At 61.0% G+C, this 15,164-nt stretch carries 14 protein-coding genes; 7 read left to right on the forward strand and 7 right to left on the reverse strand.

From position 1 onward, the window contains the following. Positions 1-41: 41 nt before the first annotated feature. A complete protein-coding gene (locus GGQ68_RS07605) occupies positions 42-251 on the forward strand; it encodes a hypothetical protein (RefSeq protein WP_183964617.1) in 210 nt (69 codons plus the stop codon). 68 nt (positions 252-319) lie between these two features. Here GGQ68_RS07605 and GGQ68_RS07610 read toward each other — a convergent pair whose 3' ends face one another. Next, positions 320-958: a response regulator transcription factor gene (locus tag GGQ68_RS07610; RefSeq protein WP_183964618.1), complete on the reverse strand. Its 639-nt coding sequence runs from the start codon at positions 956-958 to the stop codon at positions 320-322. 29 nt (positions 959-987) lie between these two features. After that, complete coding sequence (locus tag GGQ68_RS07615; RefSeq protein WP_183964619.1) at positions 988-2,370, reverse strand: cache domain-containing protein; 1,383 nt, start codon at positions 2,368-2,370, stop codon at positions 988-990. 178 nt (positions 2,371-2,548) lie between these two features. Here GGQ68_RS07615 and GGQ68_RS07620 point away from each other — a divergent pair, with 178 nt between their 5' ends. From GGQ68_RS07620 to GGQ68_RS07635, 4 genes are all read left to right on the forward strand, one after another. Beyond that, on the forward strand, positions 2,549-3,433 hold the full coding sequence (locus GGQ68_RS07620; RefSeq protein ID WP_183964620.1) for a LysR family transcriptional regulator: 885 nt from the start codon (positions 2,549-2,551) through the stop codon (positions 3,431-3,433). A 175-nt stretch (positions 3,434-3,608) separates the two neighbouring features. After that, positions 3,609-4,694: a TRAP transporter substrate-binding protein gene (locus GGQ68_RS07625; RefSeq protein WP_183964621.1), complete on the forward strand. Its 1,086-nt coding sequence runs from the start codon at positions 3,609-3,611 to the stop codon at positions 4,692-4,694. A 293-nt stretch (positions 4,695-4,987) separates the two neighbouring features. Then, positions 4,988-5,827: a TRAP transporter small permease subunit gene (locus tag GGQ68_RS07630; RefSeq protein WP_246429308.1), complete on the forward strand. Its 840-nt coding sequence runs from the start codon at positions 4,988-4,990 to the stop codon at positions 5,825-5,827. A 13-nt stretch (positions 5,828-5,840) separates the two neighbouring features. Further along, positions 5,841-8,195, forward strand: coding sequence for a TRAP transporter large permease (locus GGQ68_RS07635; protein ID WP_183964622.1), 2,355 nt, complete (start codon positions 5,841-5,843; stop codon positions 8,193-8,195). A gap of 477 nt (positions 8,196-8,672) precedes the next feature. On the opposite strand, the gene GGQ68_RS07640 is transcribed toward GGQ68_RS07635, so the two are convergent. The 4 genes from GGQ68_RS07640 to GGQ68_RS07655 all read right to left on the reverse strand — a co-directional run bounded on the left by GGQ68_RS07640 (position 8,673) and on the right by GGQ68_RS07655 (position 11,289). Beyond that, complete coding sequence (locus tag GGQ68_RS07640) at positions 8,673-9,485, reverse strand: arginyltransferase (RefSeq protein WP_183964623.1); 813 nt, start codon at positions 9,483-9,485, stop codon at positions 8,673-8,675. Between the two features lie 158 nt (positions 9,486-9,643). Continuing rightward, complete coding sequence (locus tag GGQ68_RS07645) at positions 9,644-10,087, reverse strand: RDD family protein (protein ID WP_183964624.1); 444 nt, start codon at positions 10,085-10,087, stop codon at positions 9,644-9,646. A gap of 63 nt (positions 10,088-10,150) precedes the next feature. Continuing rightward, a complete protein-coding gene (locus GGQ68_RS07650) occupies positions 10,151-10,585 on the reverse strand; it encodes a DUF2852 domain-containing protein (RefSeq protein WP_183964625.1) in 435 nt (144 codons plus the stop codon). Positions 10,586-10,791: 206 nt separating this feature from the next. Next, a complete protein-coding gene (locus GGQ68_RS07655; RefSeq protein ID WP_183964627.1) occupies positions 10,792-11,289 on the reverse strand; it encodes a YbaK/EbsC family protein in 498 nt (165 codons plus the stop codon). Positions 11,290-11,383: 94 nt separating this feature from the next. On the opposite strand from GGQ68_RS07655, the gene GGQ68_RS07660 reads away from it, so the two are divergent. Together GGQ68_RS07660 and GGQ68_RS07665 are read left to right on the forward strand one after the other, a co-directional pair. Further along, positions 11,384-14,149, forward strand: a complete 2,766-nt coding sequence (locus GGQ68_RS07660; RefSeq protein WP_183964965.1) for a [protein-PII] uridylyltransferase family protein — start codon at positions 11,384-11,386, stop codon at positions 14,147-14,149. Next, complete coding sequence (locus tag GGQ68_RS07665) at positions 14,146-14,403, forward strand: hypothetical protein (RefSeq protein WP_183964629.1); 258 nt, start codon at positions 14,146-14,148, stop codon at positions 14,401-14,403. Before GGQ68_RS07660 ends, GGQ68_RS07665 begins: the two co-directional genes overlap by 4 nt. 78 nt (positions 14,404-14,481) lie before the next feature. Here GGQ68_RS07665 and eda read toward each other — a convergent pair whose 3' ends face one another. Continuing rightward, positions 14,482-15,126: a bifunctional 4-hydroxy-2-oxoglutarate aldolase/2-dehydro-3-deoxy-phosphogluconate aldolase gene (eda, locus tag GGQ68_RS07670; RefSeq protein WP_183964631.1), complete on the reverse strand. Its 645-nt coding sequence runs from the start codon at positions 15,124-15,126 to the stop codon at positions 14,482-14,484. Between the last annotated feature and the right edge of the window lie 38 nt (positions 15,127-15,164).

Consider the following 15,164-nt stretch of genomic DNA (forward strand, 5'->3'; position numbering starts at 1 on the left):
GGACAAACCCGTCGTGGAATTGGTTCCAAGGAGGACGCGACATGGTCCGCAACATCTTTTACCGTGACTTCAGCCTGTGCAAGGCGGCAGCCCTCGTTGGTCTGATTGGCGCGGCGATGATGTTGGGCAGTGTTCCCAAGGCTGAGCCTGACATCGCGGAAGAGATGGATGCATCTCTGCGCATGCTTCCAGTCGCGTTGCACATCCCTCACTCCGACTGTGCCGAGGCGCAGAGCGGGATCGATATTTAATATCTTCAGATATCCAAGGCGCACGAACCTCAGGCGGCTCCCTCCAACGGGAGCCGCTTTTTTCCGGCTCAGACGTTGGCGCCGGTGCCTTGCAGCACGCCGTGTTCCATGGCGTAGCGCGTCAGGCCGGCGGTGGTGGAGATATCGAGCTTGCGCTTGATGTTCTTGCGGTGGGTCTCGACGGTCCGGACCGAGATGTTGAGCGCCAGAGCCACTTCCTTGTTGGACTTGCCTTGCGCCAATTGCAGCAAAACTGTCTGTTCGCGGGTGGTCAGCGGATCACGGCCCCCGGCATTGATCGGCGTGAGCGCACCGGTGGCCCCGGTGCACAAGTACCGCTCGCCGCGCATCACCGCGTCAATGGCTTCCTTGATCTCGTCCGTCGGCACGTCCTTGAGGACATAGCCGCGCGCCCCGTGTGAAAGTGCGGTGGAGACATATTCAGGCGTGTCATGCATCGACAGAACCAGGATCCGGGTCTCTGGCGCGCGTTCAAGGATCATTTCCGTGGCGGACAACCCGCCCAATCCCGGCATGTTGAGGTCCATCAGGATCACGTCCGGATCCAGGTCGGACAGCCGGTCAATCATGGTCTGCCCGTCGCCCAACGTGGCCGCGACTTCGATGTCGTCGTAGCTTTCGAGCAATGCCTCGATGCCTTCGGCCACGAGGGGGTGATCGTCTACGATCACGACGCGGATGCGCATGCCGGATGCCTCTTTTTGCTGGGGGTCTCTTACTCGGGGGGCAACAGTTGGGTCAAGGGAACCTGAGCTTCTACCACGGTTCCCGTCCTTGTGGAATGCACACGCAGCGTGCCGCCGAGTTGATCAATACGTTCCTGCATGTTTCGCAGGCCAATTCCCTTGAGCGGACGCGCGCGGTCATCAAGGCCGCATCCGTTGTCGGCGATCCACATGGTCGCGCCGCTGCGATGGCCGCGCAGGTCAAGGCGGACCTCCGTGGCACCGGCATGCCGTTCCACATTGGTCAGCGCTTCTTGCGCGATGCGGTAAAGCGCGATTTTCGCCTCCTGGCTCAGGCGGTTGCTGAAGACGACCGTCTCGAACTGCGTGTCGATGCCCGTGCGTGTGCGAAAGTCGTCGGTCAGCGCCTTCAATGCGGGCCCAAGGCCAAGGTCGTCCAGGATGCCGGGCCGCAAATCGCGCGAGATGCGACGGACCTCCTGAATGGCGGTCGCAAGATTGGTGACCCCGGATTCCAGCGTATCCTGGGCCCTGGGATCGCCGCTTGCCAGCCTCCGCCGGGCGATGTCGAGGGCGTATTTTATTCCGACGAGCAATTGACTGATGCCGTCGTGGAGCTCGCGGGCAACGCGCCCGCGTTCTTCTTCCTGGGCGTCCAGCACACGCTGAGTCAGCTCTTTCAGCTTGGCATCTGCCAGCCGTCGTTCTCGGATATTGATGACAAGACCAGACAGGAACACCAGCAGCAGCGAACCCAGGGCAATTGCGCCGATCCACAAGAAAGTGCGGCGCACGCGGGTTTCTGTCTCGGCCCGGGTGGCGGCGACAGTGCGCAGCACATCATCGATGAAGACCCCGGTGCCGACGGCCCATCGCCACGAAGGGAATGAGGTCACATAGGTGATCATCCGGGCCTCTTCGCCGGTGGTGGGTTTGGGCCAGAGATGTTCGACGTAGCCCGCACCCTCGCGCGCGGTGGCGATGAAATCCTGGACGACGCGCGTCCCCTCGCTGTCCGTGCGGTCCCACTGATTGGTGTTGATAAGTTCGGTCTGCCGAGGAGAGACGAGGTTCAAACCGTCATAATCATACACAAAGAAGAACCCGTCTTCGCCATAGATCATCGCTGACAGGATCTGCATGACCCGCTCTTTGGCGGCCTCGTCGTCCGGCGCGGCGGAGCCGTAGATGAAATAAAACCCGTTGCGCGCCTGCGTGACGTAATTTCGCAGCTCTCGTTTCTTGGCCTCGATCAATTGCGTTTCCAACCCGCGGATTTCCCGTTCCGCCAAACTGCGGGCCTGAAAGGCCACGAGCAACGCAATGGCCGTCACTGCCAGGATCAGCGGCAGCGAGGCGAGCAGGAACATTTTCTGGCCGTAGGTGAGCCACAGGCGGTGAAAGCGCGACATCGGGACATCAAATCAGGTTGCTGGCCGAGGCGAAAGAGGGTGTTTGCACTGTTAAAAATGCGCGACCCAGCCAGTAGCTGTGCTATCGTCTTGGGAATACCGTGTTGATGTTGCTGCATGAACGCCATCTGCTGTAGCCTGTAGCAAGGACCATGACGCTTTTTTGCGAGAACGCCCGATGCTGACCGGACTGGAACATCTGCCACTAAACGGCCTGCGCGCATTTGAGGCGGCAGGGCGTCTGGGCAGTTTTCGGGCGGCCGCCGAAGAGATCGGTGTATCTCAGGGGGCCGTCGGGCAACACGTGCGCGGGTTGGAGGAAAAGCTCCGTACGGAACTGTTCGAGCGCCATCCACGCGGCGTGCGGCTGACCCGCTCGGGATGGCGGATGCATGCGCGGATGCAGCGTGCCTTTGAACACATGGAAGATGCGGTGGCGTCTTTGCATGAAGAGGACCGGCCGGTGCGGCTGGCGATACCCGGCGACCTTGCGGTGGGGTGGCTGGACCCGCGCCGCGACCTGCTGCTGGCGGCGCTGCCGGGTCTGACCCTCGAAGTCACAACGCTTGAGGACGCGGAGGCGGATCTGGTGCTGATCGCCGGAGAGCCGCCGACAGGCATGGTGCCGATAGGCGCGGCGCTGTTCCCGTCAGAGATCGTCGCCGTAGCCAAACCCGGCGTTCTGGCAGAGGGGCGCGGTTTTGCGGGAGTGCATCTGTTGCACGATCATCGTGATCTTTGGCCTGCTTTTATCGAAGGCGTGCTGAAGCTGGGACGTCCGGCGCAGCTTGGCGGTTTGCGGCTGGGCGATCCCGAAGCGGCGCTGACCGGCGCGCTGACCGGGCAGGGCGTCGCCCTGGCCGAAATGCGGTCCGTCCGACATATGATAGAGACAGGACAGTTGGAACGGGTCGAACCGGGGGCGCTGCGCAGTGGTGAAAACTATCGCCTGTGCGGTCCGGCTCAGACACTGGCACGCCCCGAGGTCCGGTCGTTGTTGGATTGGGTCACAGCAGAAATGGCGCAGGACAGCATGGCTGCACGCCTGAAGAAGAGTTCCTAGGGCGGAATACACGCTCAAAGCATTTTTTCACCTATAATTCGGTCAAAAAAGCGCTCTGTCTCCGTAGCAGTGGGTATTCCCATGGTCGGACACGTTTTCTACGGTTCCCGGACTTTCAAGGAACCGCGCAAGGTGGGGAGCTTTGCGCAAGTTAACGAATCTGGGAGGATTCCATATGGATCGTCGTGCTTTCCTGCGCGCCTCGACTGTTGGCGCGGGTGCTGCTGCTGCCTCCACTCTGGCGGCGCCCGCCTACGCGCAGGGCAAACGTACTTTGACCATGGTCACCTCGTGGCCGCGCGGCTTTGCCGTTCTCGATGACGCCGCGACCTATCTGGAGCAGATGGTGTCCGAGATGTCCGATGGCAATCTGACCATCGATAAAAAAGCCCCGGGCGAGCTGGTGGGCGCGCTGGAAGTCTTTGACGCCGTGTCCTCTGGCCAAGCTGACATGTACCATTCCGCCGACTACTATTTCGTTGGTCAGCATCCTGGTTATGCGTTCTTTACGGCCGTTCCGTTCGGCGGCACCGCGCAGGAAGTGACAAACTGGTACTACCACGGTGGCGGCGAAGAGCTGCATGACGAACTGGGCATGATTTTCAACATGAAGGGCCTGAATGCGGGCAACTCCGGCTCGCAGTCCGGGGGGTGGTTCCGCAACGAGATCAAGTCCGCTGATGACTTCAACGGCCTGAAATTCCGGATGCCGGGCCTTGGCGGTCAGGTTCTGGGCAAGCTGGGCGCGTCGGTTCAGAACATCCCCGGCGGCGAGCTGTATCAGGCGCTGTCCTCGGGCGCCTTGGACGGTCTGGAATGGGTTGGCCCGATGGCCGATGAACGCGCGGGCTTTCAGGAAGTGGCGAAGATCTATTACACCGCCGGTTTCCACGAGCCGGGCTCTGCGCTGTCCGCGAACGTCAACCTTGATGTCTGGAACGACCTGACGCCGCAGCAGCAGGCGATCATGCGCTACGCCTCCATGGCGACCACCCACTACCAGCTGGCCGAAACGCTGGCCAACAACGGTGCCGCGCTGGCCCGCCTGCAAAGCCAGGGCGTCAAGACGCTGCAGTTCTCCGACGATGTGTGGGACGCGTTCGGCGCGGCCTCCAAGGAGGTCATGGACGAGAACATGAATGACGAGCTGTTCGCCAAGATCCGCACCTCCTTTGAGGAGTCTCTGGCGAATTCCGCCGCGTGGATCAACAAGTCGGACAATTTCTACGTTCAGCAGCGCGTCCGCGTTCTGGGTCAGTAATCGTGACCTAAACATATGGAAGGCCCCCAAGGTGGGGGCCTTTTCGCCGTGAGGTGAGCCTTGGCGACCTTTGGGGGCAGGGCAAGCACTCACCACGAACAATGCGAACGGGTCAACCGGCATAAGCGGGGGAAAACATGGACGAGACAGGCTCGCAGAACCTGATCGTGTGGATCGCGACCGAGATGGTCATGGCGATCGTACACATCCTGCAGGGGATCTGGATGGCCCTTGTCGGGCTGTTCACAGCCGTTACGGGCTGGCAGCCCACCTTGGCCGAGGGCGAGACGCCCATGATCAACGCGTTTCAGTGGATCGCCTGGGACGGCTCCGCCGAGGCGAAGCAATCGCTGATGACTTTCATCTATTATGGAGCGTCGTCCGAGTTCTTCTTCATCTGCTTTACCGCGTTTCTTGTCATCTTCCTGATCGGGATCTGGTCGAACCAGTTCCTGTGGGGGGTCGTTGTGGGGTTGGAATTCGTCGGCAACACCATCGGGCGCTTCTTTGCCTGGGCCGGGTTGCTGATGGTGGTGCAGCAGGTGATCATCGTCTTCATGCAGCGGATCTTTACCCGGCCGGATATCGTGTTCGGATTTGGTCTGCCGTTGCAGTTCGACATCTCGTGGTATGCCGAAGAGCTGAAGCTTTTCAATGCCATGGTGGTGACGCTCTGCCTGACCTACACCTTTATCCAAGGCGGGCATGTGCGGGTCGATCTGGTGTATTCCGCCATCTCGTTCCGTGCCAAGCGGGTGATCGACATGATTGGCGCGATGATATTCATGGTGCCAGTGGCGGTGCTGCTGTGGATGTACACGTGGTTCTTTATGTGGCGGTCGCTGATCGTGCCGAACCCGTCCGCCTCCGAAGAGCTCGACCGTCTGGTGATGAAGGCGCGCGCCCTGCGCTGGAACGTCGAGACCATCGGTTTCTCGCCCAACGGCTTTAACGGCTACTTCCTGTTCAAGATGCTCATGGTGCTCATGATTGCCCTGATCTTCATTCAGGCCTGGGCGTTCTTCTACCGCTCGTTCCTTGAATGGAAAGAAGGGCCTTCGAGCGAGGGAAAGTACCTCGACCAAGACGTGCTGGAACAGGGCGAAGAGCCCTACGACCACGCAGAATTCTGAAAGGCTGACACAGATGTTGTTTGGACTTGATGGCGTCGAGATCGGCCTGATTATCGTCTTTCTCACGCTTTTTTCCGCGATCCTTTCCGGTTTTCCTGTGGCGTTTGCCATTGGTGGCGCCGGGATCATTTCCTTTGGCATCATTGCCGCGCTCGACAGCGCGGGGTTGCTGATCCATCAGGCCATCGACCAATCGTCGGATGCCTACAGCGCGTTGATCGCCGGCGGCGTTCCGGAAAAGGCCATTTCGGTCTTTCGCTACCCGGACCTGCCGCGCCTTGATCAGGCGCTTTTCCCGCGTGGCTGGGAATACGCCATGGACCGCAACCTGTCGTTCATCGTGAATCGCATCAACGAGCGCGTCATTGCAGGCCAAAGCATCGAGACGCTGCTGGCGGTTCTGATGTTCGTCTTGATGGGGATCGTGCTGGAACGCTCAAAGATCGCGAACGATCTGCTGACCACGATGGCCCGGGTCTTTGGCCCGCTGCCCGGCGGCCTGGCCGTGTCCATCGTTGTGGTCGGTGCTTTCCTTGCTGCTTCGACCGGGATCGTGGGCGCGACCGTGGTGACAATGGGTCTGTTGGCTTTGCCCACGATGCTGCGCAACAACTATTCGCCGGAACTGGCCACAGGTGTGATTGCGGCGTCCGGAACCTTGGGGCAGATCATTCCGCCGTCCATCGTGATCGTCCTGCTGGGCACCTTGGCGGGGGATTTGTATTCCGCAGCTCAGGAAGAGCGTGCTGTGCTGGCGGGTTGCACAGATGCGCTGACCTACCTGGGCAAACCGGCGGTGGTCTCTGTCGGGACGTTGTTCCAGGCGGCGCTGGTGCCGGGCATCCTGTTGGCGGGGCTTTATGCGGCCTACGCGTTTGGCTACGCGATGCTGAACCCTGAAAAAGCACCAGCCGTGGAATTGGGCACCTCGACAAGCGAGCCTGTAACGCGGGGCGAAGCGTTTACATGGTTGCTCGGTGTTCCGGTCGCGCTGATCGTGGGTGCGGTCCTGCTGGGCCAGATTGGTCTGGTGGGCACTCAGTCCACGGACGTTTCCAGCTTTTCTGATCAAAGCGAGTCTGCCTCATTACGCACTCAGGTCTCGCCGCAGTGTCAGGAGTCGATGATCGAGCTCCACGGGCAAACCGCGTGGGATGCCGCCGTTGCAGAGCAGGCGGCGATCGAAGCGTCCGGCGGCGTACAGCAAAGCGTTGCGCGCAGCGCCGAGCAGATCGAAGAACTCCGCACCGCAAAAATCTCCGACGCTGCGCCGATTGGTCTGGGAATTGCCACGTTGACGGTGATCTTTGGCCTGATCCTGGCCTTTGCACGGGGTGTGTCACCGTCGGCCAATCCGCGTCGGTTGCAGATCGGTGCCGCTGGTCTGGTGCTCGGGCTGCTGGTTGACTGGCTGTTCATTGCGCCGACCACGTCCTCCGGGGCAACCGTGATCGCGATGCTGATTCCATGGGCGATCACGCTCTATGGCGTCATCTTTGCCATGGGCATCCTGTCTAGGAACGAACTGTTGCGCGTCGTCTTCCCGCCGCTGATCCTGATTGTTGCTGTGCTTGGCTCCATCCTTGGCGGCATCACCAATCCGACGCCTGCTGCGGCGCTGGGTGCGGCGGGGGCGATCATGCTGGCGGCGTATCGTAGATTGGCCGAAGAGGACCGCTCGCCCAAGGTGATCTTGTGGTCCACGTTGGCTGTGGTGCTGCTGATCCTGGTGGGCGTGAACTTTGACCTGCGCATCAATACAGAGAGCGTCAGCGCCGAAAGCTGGATTGCCTTCTTCTTTGCCAATGCCCTGTGGCTTTATGCGCTGTTTGGGTTGCTGTTCAGCTGCTGGGTCTTGTTCAAGGCCGGTGTTCTGACACCAGCGGTGCGGGAAACGGCCAAGGTGACCTCGATGGTGTTCACCATCCTGATCGCCTCGCAGCTGTTGAACCTGGTGGTGATTTCGTTTGGGGGGGAGCACTACATTCAGGACTTCCTGCGCAGCTTTGACAATGTCTGGACGGTGTTCATCATCGTGATGATCGTGCTGTTTGTTCTGGGTTTCGTGCTGGATTTCCTTGAGATCATCTACATCGTGGTGCCCATCGTCGGGCCGGTGATCTACGGGGCGCATTTTGACCCGAAGTGGGTGACGATCATGATCGCGGTGAACCTGCAAACGTCTTTCCTGACACCGCCCTTTGGTTTCGCGCTGTTCTACCTGCGCGGCGTTGCGCCCAAGGAGGTTACCACTGGCCACATCTATCGCGGCGTGATCCCGTTTGTGTTGATTCAGGTGTTCGGGCTGCTGTTGCTGGCGCTGTTCCCAGGAATTGTAACCATCGTGCCGAATCTTCTTGGCGGCTGAGACAAGGCGCAGTTTCGGATGAGGAGGGCGTGCCGTAGGGCGCGCCCTTTTCGCATCAGGGCCACTGGTATGGCGGGCGTTCCTATGCGTTTGGGGAAAGCCGTTTAGCCCGGCGCGACTATGACCGGGACAGCGCCGCCGCAACTTGTCCTGAACTTGGGTGTCCGCGCCCTCTGAACGCAGGCAAGCGGTTAGCTTCTTGGAGGAGACGGGCAAACCTCGCTGGAAGGGTACGATTTTAGCGAGCCACTTAGCGAGCCACGTTGAAGTGTTCGCTGGAGGATGAAGGCCCCCTGACTGCGCATAGCTCAACGGACGGTTTGGCACGGTCCCGAACTGCGGTCAGCGGCTCATCGAGGAAGGTTGATGACAACCGCCACTAACACCTATCTGCGAATGAGTTGCGCGGTCCGCAGTGTCGTTTTCCGAATGGCGGCAGTTGCTACTTCATCGGGAAAAAGCGCCGTTTGCCAAATGTCAGCTGCGACTGTTGGGGATGGAGATATTGGCAACCTGTTCGGCAATGGGCGCAGTGGACAGAGGGTGCGTGTCTTCCTCGAAATCTTCGGGTTTGTTCAGCGCCTGCCATTGACCGCGATGATAGATTTCCAGCCCGGAGAACTGCGCCTTGTATCCCATCTTTTCCGATCCCGGCACCCAGTAACCAAGGTAAACATAGGGCAAGCCGGTTTCCTGCGCGATGGCTATGTGGTCAAGGATCATCCAGGTGCCCAGAGAGTTTTTCTGATGTTCAGGATCGTAGAACGAATACACCATCGACAGCCCGTCATCGAGCATGTCCGTCAGGCAGGTGGCGATCAGCGCGCCGCTTTCACGGTCGAGATACTCGACGACGCGGGACCGGATCGGCGTTTCTTCGACCATGGCCGCGAATTCGAACACATCCATATCCGCCATGCCGCCATCTGCATGGCGGGTGTCCAGATAGCGGCGGAAAAGGTTGTACTGCTCTTCTGTCGCCCAGGGAGAGGTCGCGCGCCGTTCCAGATGGGTGTTTTTCTTCAGCGTGCGTTTTTGCGAGCGGGTGGCCACGAATTTGGACACGTCGATGCGCGCCGACATGCAGGCAGAGCACTCCGCGCACGACGGGCGGTAAAGCACGTTCTGTGACCGGCGAAACCCCTGTTTGGAGAGGGAATCGTTCAGTTTCTGCGCGGTATCGCCTTGCAGAGCGGTGAACAATTTCCGCTCCATCCGGCCATCCAAGTAGGGGCAGGGCTGAGGAGCTGTGACATAGAACTGCGGAGCGAGGGGCAGCGAATGGCGCATGGTCTTGGCTTATCCGAACCTGTTTAACGAAACGGTAACAACGAAGCGGTGCGCCGCCAACCCCTCTGAACGCCAGAAGGCCCCGTGATGGGGGCCTTTCTGTACATAGAGTTAACGGCTGCCGGACCAACGCAGCGGTTTTTAGAGAGTTCCAAAGCTCAGGCGCGACGATTCAGCATGACGGTGCCCAGCACCATATCGGTCAGCCCGCGGCCACGCTCATCGACGAACATCAAGATCACCGATCCGATCTGAACGATCACCATGGACATGGCGACCATATAACCGAGGACGTGCAGCATGGCCTGAACCGGGCTGAGCCGCATCCCTTCAGCGTCGCGCAGCTCAATCGCCATCAGGCGCATCCCCCACGTGGCAGACCCACCAGAGATCGTCATCCAGCGATAGAGAAAACCAACCACCAGCCAGATAACGGGAATGAAAAACAACCCGACGATCGTAACGGTGCTGATGACGGCGGTCACAATGCCGATGAGAATGATATCGGCCACCCATGCGACGCCGCGCTTTGCGGTGACGCCTTCGTAGAACCCGGCCTGTCGCTCTGGGTCGGGCAAATGGCTGGTGGGTTCGTAGTACATGATTATGTCCCTCGGATCAGGCGTGGGGGCAGGGCCGTCATCGGCCCCACCCGTCAAGTCAATTTAGGCAGCTTCTGTGTCTTTTGCCATCTCGGCGGCGCGCTTTTCGCGATCCTCCATGAACTGGTCGAATTCGGTTTTGTCCTTGGCTTCGCGCAGACGCTCGAGGAAGGCTTCAAAGGCTTCCTGCTCGTTTTGCAGGCGCTGCAGCGTGTCGGCCTTGTAAGCGTCAAAGGCGCTGTTGCCAGAAGGTTTCATCGCCGACCAAGCGGTGTGACGACTGGTGGTGCGTGCGGTGCGATTGCAGCCTTTGCCAAACATGCGTTTACTCCAGATCATATATGCCAGAAGGGCAGCGCCCACGGGCCAGAAAATAATGAACCCAAGTACCATGGCCGCGATCCAGGCAGCTTTGCCCTTGTGATCCAGCCAAGCCTCGGTCCGGGTGAGCCAGCCGGCGTTGGCGGGCAGAGTGGACTGATATGCGGCGGTGGTCATGTGTGTCTCCGTTTGTGTTTCAATGTGAATGCGTTTCACATCATAGGAGATCGGGATTGTCCGGCGGTCTTTCAAGTGATGATGTGAATGTTTTTTACATTAAGCGTCGATTGAAGTTGAAAAGCATTTAGGAACAATGGGTAAGCCTGTATATTAAGGCTTCGAAAACTGATGATTTATATGAAAACCAACAGGAAAATTGCGCCTCAGCACGTGGGCGGAGGCGAATTGGCGCTCTCTTCCGTGAAATCGGCAGTCTCCGCACCGGTCAAAGTCATCAGCACTGTCGGAGGCACGTCGAACAGGTGGCGCGGTGTGCCTGCGGCGGCCCAAACTACGTCGAAGTCCAGCAAGCGCGGGTCGAGCCACGCGCGGATCGGGTTCAGGTGGCCCAATGGCGAGACACCGCCGATGGCAAACCCCGTTTGTGCCCGGATCAGCGCCGCGTCGGCCTTGCCCAGCGGTTCACCGGCCACCAGCGTAGCCTTTTCGGCACTGACCCGATTGCCGCCAGCGGTCAGGAACAGCACCGCCTCGCCCGATGTTTCCGCGCGAAAGATGATGGATTTGGCGATTTGATCAAGGTGACACCCGACGGTGTCGGCGGCCTCCTGGGCGGTGCGGGCCTTGTCGACTTCGCGGATATCAGAGGCCAGGCTGGCGGCCTCGATAGCGGCGCGGACACGTTTGAGACTTTTGGACATGGCTTACCTTTTGCAGACACTTCTATGCGGCAGATGGGTTGTCGCAGGGCAGCCGGGGCTTGCCAAGGGCGGGCGGGCATGTCCATTTGCCGCTATGGATTTAAGCAAACGCATCACCCGCCTGCCGCGTGCCTTTGACCCCGATCGCGGGGCCGAGGCACTGTCCACCACGCCATGGGCCAGCGGTGCGCTGGCCGATCTGATTAAGGGCACCGGTGGCTCCAGCCCCTATCTGAACGGGTTGATCCAACGCGAAGCCGACTGGCTCGAAGCGGCGGTCCCCGACCCGGAAAAAGCGTTCTCCACGCTGTTGAACACCTTGCCGGAGGTCGCGGCGGATCAATTGCCATCGGCCTTGCGTCAGGCCAAGAGGCGTGTCGCGCTGCTGACGGCGCTGTGTGATCTGTCCGGCGCATGGCCGTTGGAGCAGGTGACGGAGGCGCTGACGGCGCTGGCTGATCTGGCGACCACGCTGGCCATGCGCGCCACGGTTGGCCATGAGATCAAGCGCGGCAAGCTGCCCGGCATGACCGAGGATGACGTGCAGGAGTGCGCTGGCATGGTGGCGCTGGCCATGGGCAAGATGGGGGCGGGGGAGCTGAATTATTCCTCTGACATCGATATCATCATGCTGTTCGATGAGACGCGCTACGATCCTGAAGATTATCACGAGGTCCGCTCCGCGCTGGTTCGGGCAACGCGCAAGGCGTCGGCGATGCTCAACGATCTGACCGGCGAAGGCTACGTATTCCGCACGGACCTGCGGTTGCGGCCCGACCCGTCGGTCACGCCGGTCTGCATCGCCATGGAGGCGGCAGAGCGCTATTATGAAAGCTTTGGGCGCACGTGGGAGCGCGCGGCCTTCATCAAGGCACGGGCGTCTTCCGGCGATGTGGCCGCGGGCGAGCGCTTTCTCGAGGCGATCACACCCTTTGTCTGGCGCAAACATCTGGATTTTGCCGCCATTCAGGATGCCCACGACATGCGCCTGCGCATCCGCGAGCATAAGGGCTTTCACGGCGCGATCACGCTTCCGGGGCATAACATGAAGCTCGGGCGTGGTGGCATCCGTGAGATCGAGTTCTTCACCCAGACGCGTCAGTTGATTGCGGGCGGGCGCGATCCGGACCTGCGGGTGCGCGGCACGGTGCCGGGGCTGGCTGCTTTGGCCGACAAGGGGTGGATACCGCCTGACGTGGCGCGCACGCTAACAGACCATTACCGGGCGCACCGCGAAGTGGAACACCGTGTGCAGATGGTGGGGGATGCGCAGACCCACGACTTGCCGAATTCATCCGAGGGGATGGAGCGGCTGGCCTGCCTCATGGGCGTCGCGCGCGATGACATGGAGGCGGACCTGATTGAACGCCTGTCCGAGGTGCATGACCTGACCGAGGGGTTTTTCGCGCCAGGATCTGGAACGCCCTGTGAGGTGCCGGACCACTTCGAGGACAATCCAGTGGTCAGCCGATGGACCACATATCCTTGCATGCGGTCCGACAGGGCGCGGGCCTTATGGAAACGTTTGCGCCCGGAAATCCTGCGGCGGCTGGCAGAAACCGCGCGCCCGGATGAGGCGTTGCTGGCATTCGACGGGTTTCTCAAGGGGTTGCCGGCCGGGGTGCAATTGTTTTCCCTGTTCGAGGCCAATCCTCAGTTGATGGATTTGCTGGTGGACATCGTGGGCACCTCGCCCGATCTGGCGCGACATCTGGCGCGCAATTCCAGCGTTTTCGATGCCGTGATCGGCGGCGATTTCTTCAGCCCGTGGCCGGGTCGCGCGGCGTTGAGCGGCGAGCTGGCCGAAACGTTGTCCCGCGAGGCAGATTACGAGGCGCGGTTGGATCGGTCGCGGCGGTGGGCCAAGGAGTGGCACTTCTGTATTGGCGTGCAGCTGCTGCGCGGCATGATGGGACCGCAGGAGGCGGGAAAGGCCTATGCCGATCTGGCGGAGGCGGTGCTGGCGGCCCTTTGGCCCGAGGTGCAGGCGGAATTTGCGCGCAAACATGGGACACCGCCGGGACGCGGTGCGGTGGTTGTGGGCATGGGATCGCTGGGAGCGCAGCGGCTGCACGCGCGGTCCGACCTCGATATCATCGTGATCTACGATCCGCTTGATGTGGAGAACTCGGACGGGCGGCGGCCGTTGCCCGCGCGCACGTATTACGCGCGGCTCACGCAAGCCTTGGTTACAGCGATGAGCGCGCCCATGGCCGAGGGGCGCCTGTACGAGGTGGATATGCGTCTGCGGCCCTCCGGCAAACAGGGGCCGGTGGCGACGTCGCTCACCGCGTTCAAACGCTATCAGCGCGAAGAAGCATGGACCTGGGAGCACCTCGCTTTGACGCGGGCGCGCGTTGTTGCGGGTCCGGGCGACCTGGCAGAGGATGTCGAGGCGTTCCGCCGCGAAATCCTGTCGGCACCGCGCGACAAGGAAGAGGTTCTCACGGCCGTGGCCGAGATGCTCAGCCGTATTCGTGCGGCCAAGGGAACGGGTGGCCCGTGGAGTGCCAAGATCGGGCCGGGAAAAATGCAGGAGATTGACCTGATGGCGCAGGCCGCGTCGCTTTTGTCGGGCAAGGCCGTGCGGCAGACGCCGCGTGCTTTGCACGGTTGCGATTGGCTGGACAGTGCGGCTTTGGTGGCGGCGTATGAGCTGGCCTGGGCGCTACAGATCGGCGCACAGTTGGTGAGCGAGAAGCCTCTGGAGCCCGAGGATCTTGGCGGCGGCGGGTGTTCCTTTTTGTTGCGCCTGTTGGGACAAGAGGACATGGACCAGATGCGTGACGCATTGGAGGAGCACGCGGGCGCCGCTGCGGCGAGCATTGACGCGGCCTTGCCGGAAGGAAAACAGACATGAGCGACGCAGACCCCAAGGGGCTGGTTCGGGAATCCTACCGTATTGATGGTATCACGCTGGGCGAATGCCGGTCCATTTTTCTGGACTGGGCGCTGTCGGTGCCGGTGGATGCAGACACCAAGGTCCTGATCGAAGTGCTTTTGGAGCGTTACGGCGACGAAGGACATCCCATGACGCAGGTGCTGCGCGAAGGTCTCGAAGGCATGACGAAGCCAAAGCGGCGTGGCGGTTGGCGGTCGCGTCCCAGGGACTGATCTTTTGAAAAGTCGGGGTATAACCGGGAAACGCGCGCCGATTTTGGGCGCGCGTTTGGTCGTTGGTGCGATGATATATCAGGTGCGGGGCAGCGCGGCGGCTTCGCTAGCCAGTGCCTCGATCCCGGCCCAGTCGCCTTTGGCCACCATGTCCTTCGGCGCGACCCAGGAGCCACCACAGCACAAGACGTTGGACAGGCTGAGGTAGTCGTTCACGTTCTTCATGGAGACGCCGCCGGTCGGACAGAATTTCACCTGCGGGATCGGTGCGCCAATGGCCTTCAGGGCAGGTGCGCCGCCGTTGGCCTCCGCCGGAAAGAACTTTTGCACGGTGTAGCCGCGTTCCAGCAGACGCATGACTTCGGACGAGGTTGCGGCGCCGGGCAGCAACGGCAGATCGGCCGCTTCGCAGGCGTCGAGGATCGTGTCTGTGGCCCCGGGTGAGACGCCGAATTTTGCGCCGGCGTCCACTGCGCGCTTTACATCATCAGGGGTCAGCAGAGTGCCCGCGCCGACGATGCCGCCCTCGACCTTTGCCATCTCGGCGATCGCGTCGAGCGCGGCAGGCGTGCGAAGCGTGACTTCGAGTACCGGAAGTCCGCCCTTTACCAGCGCCTCCGCCAGACCGCGTGCCTGAGCCGCGTCGTCAATCACGAGAACCGGAATGACCGGGGCGAGGCGACATAGTCTTTCGCTTTCGATGCTGGCGTCTTGGGGCGTCATGGGCGGGTCCTTTTCGAATATTTTAAGCAGAGGATCGG

The organism is Sagittula marina, assembly GCF_014196795.1.
Lineage (GTDB): Bacteria > Pseudomonadota > Alphaproteobacteria > Rhodobacterales > Rhodobacteraceae > Sagittula > Sagittula marina.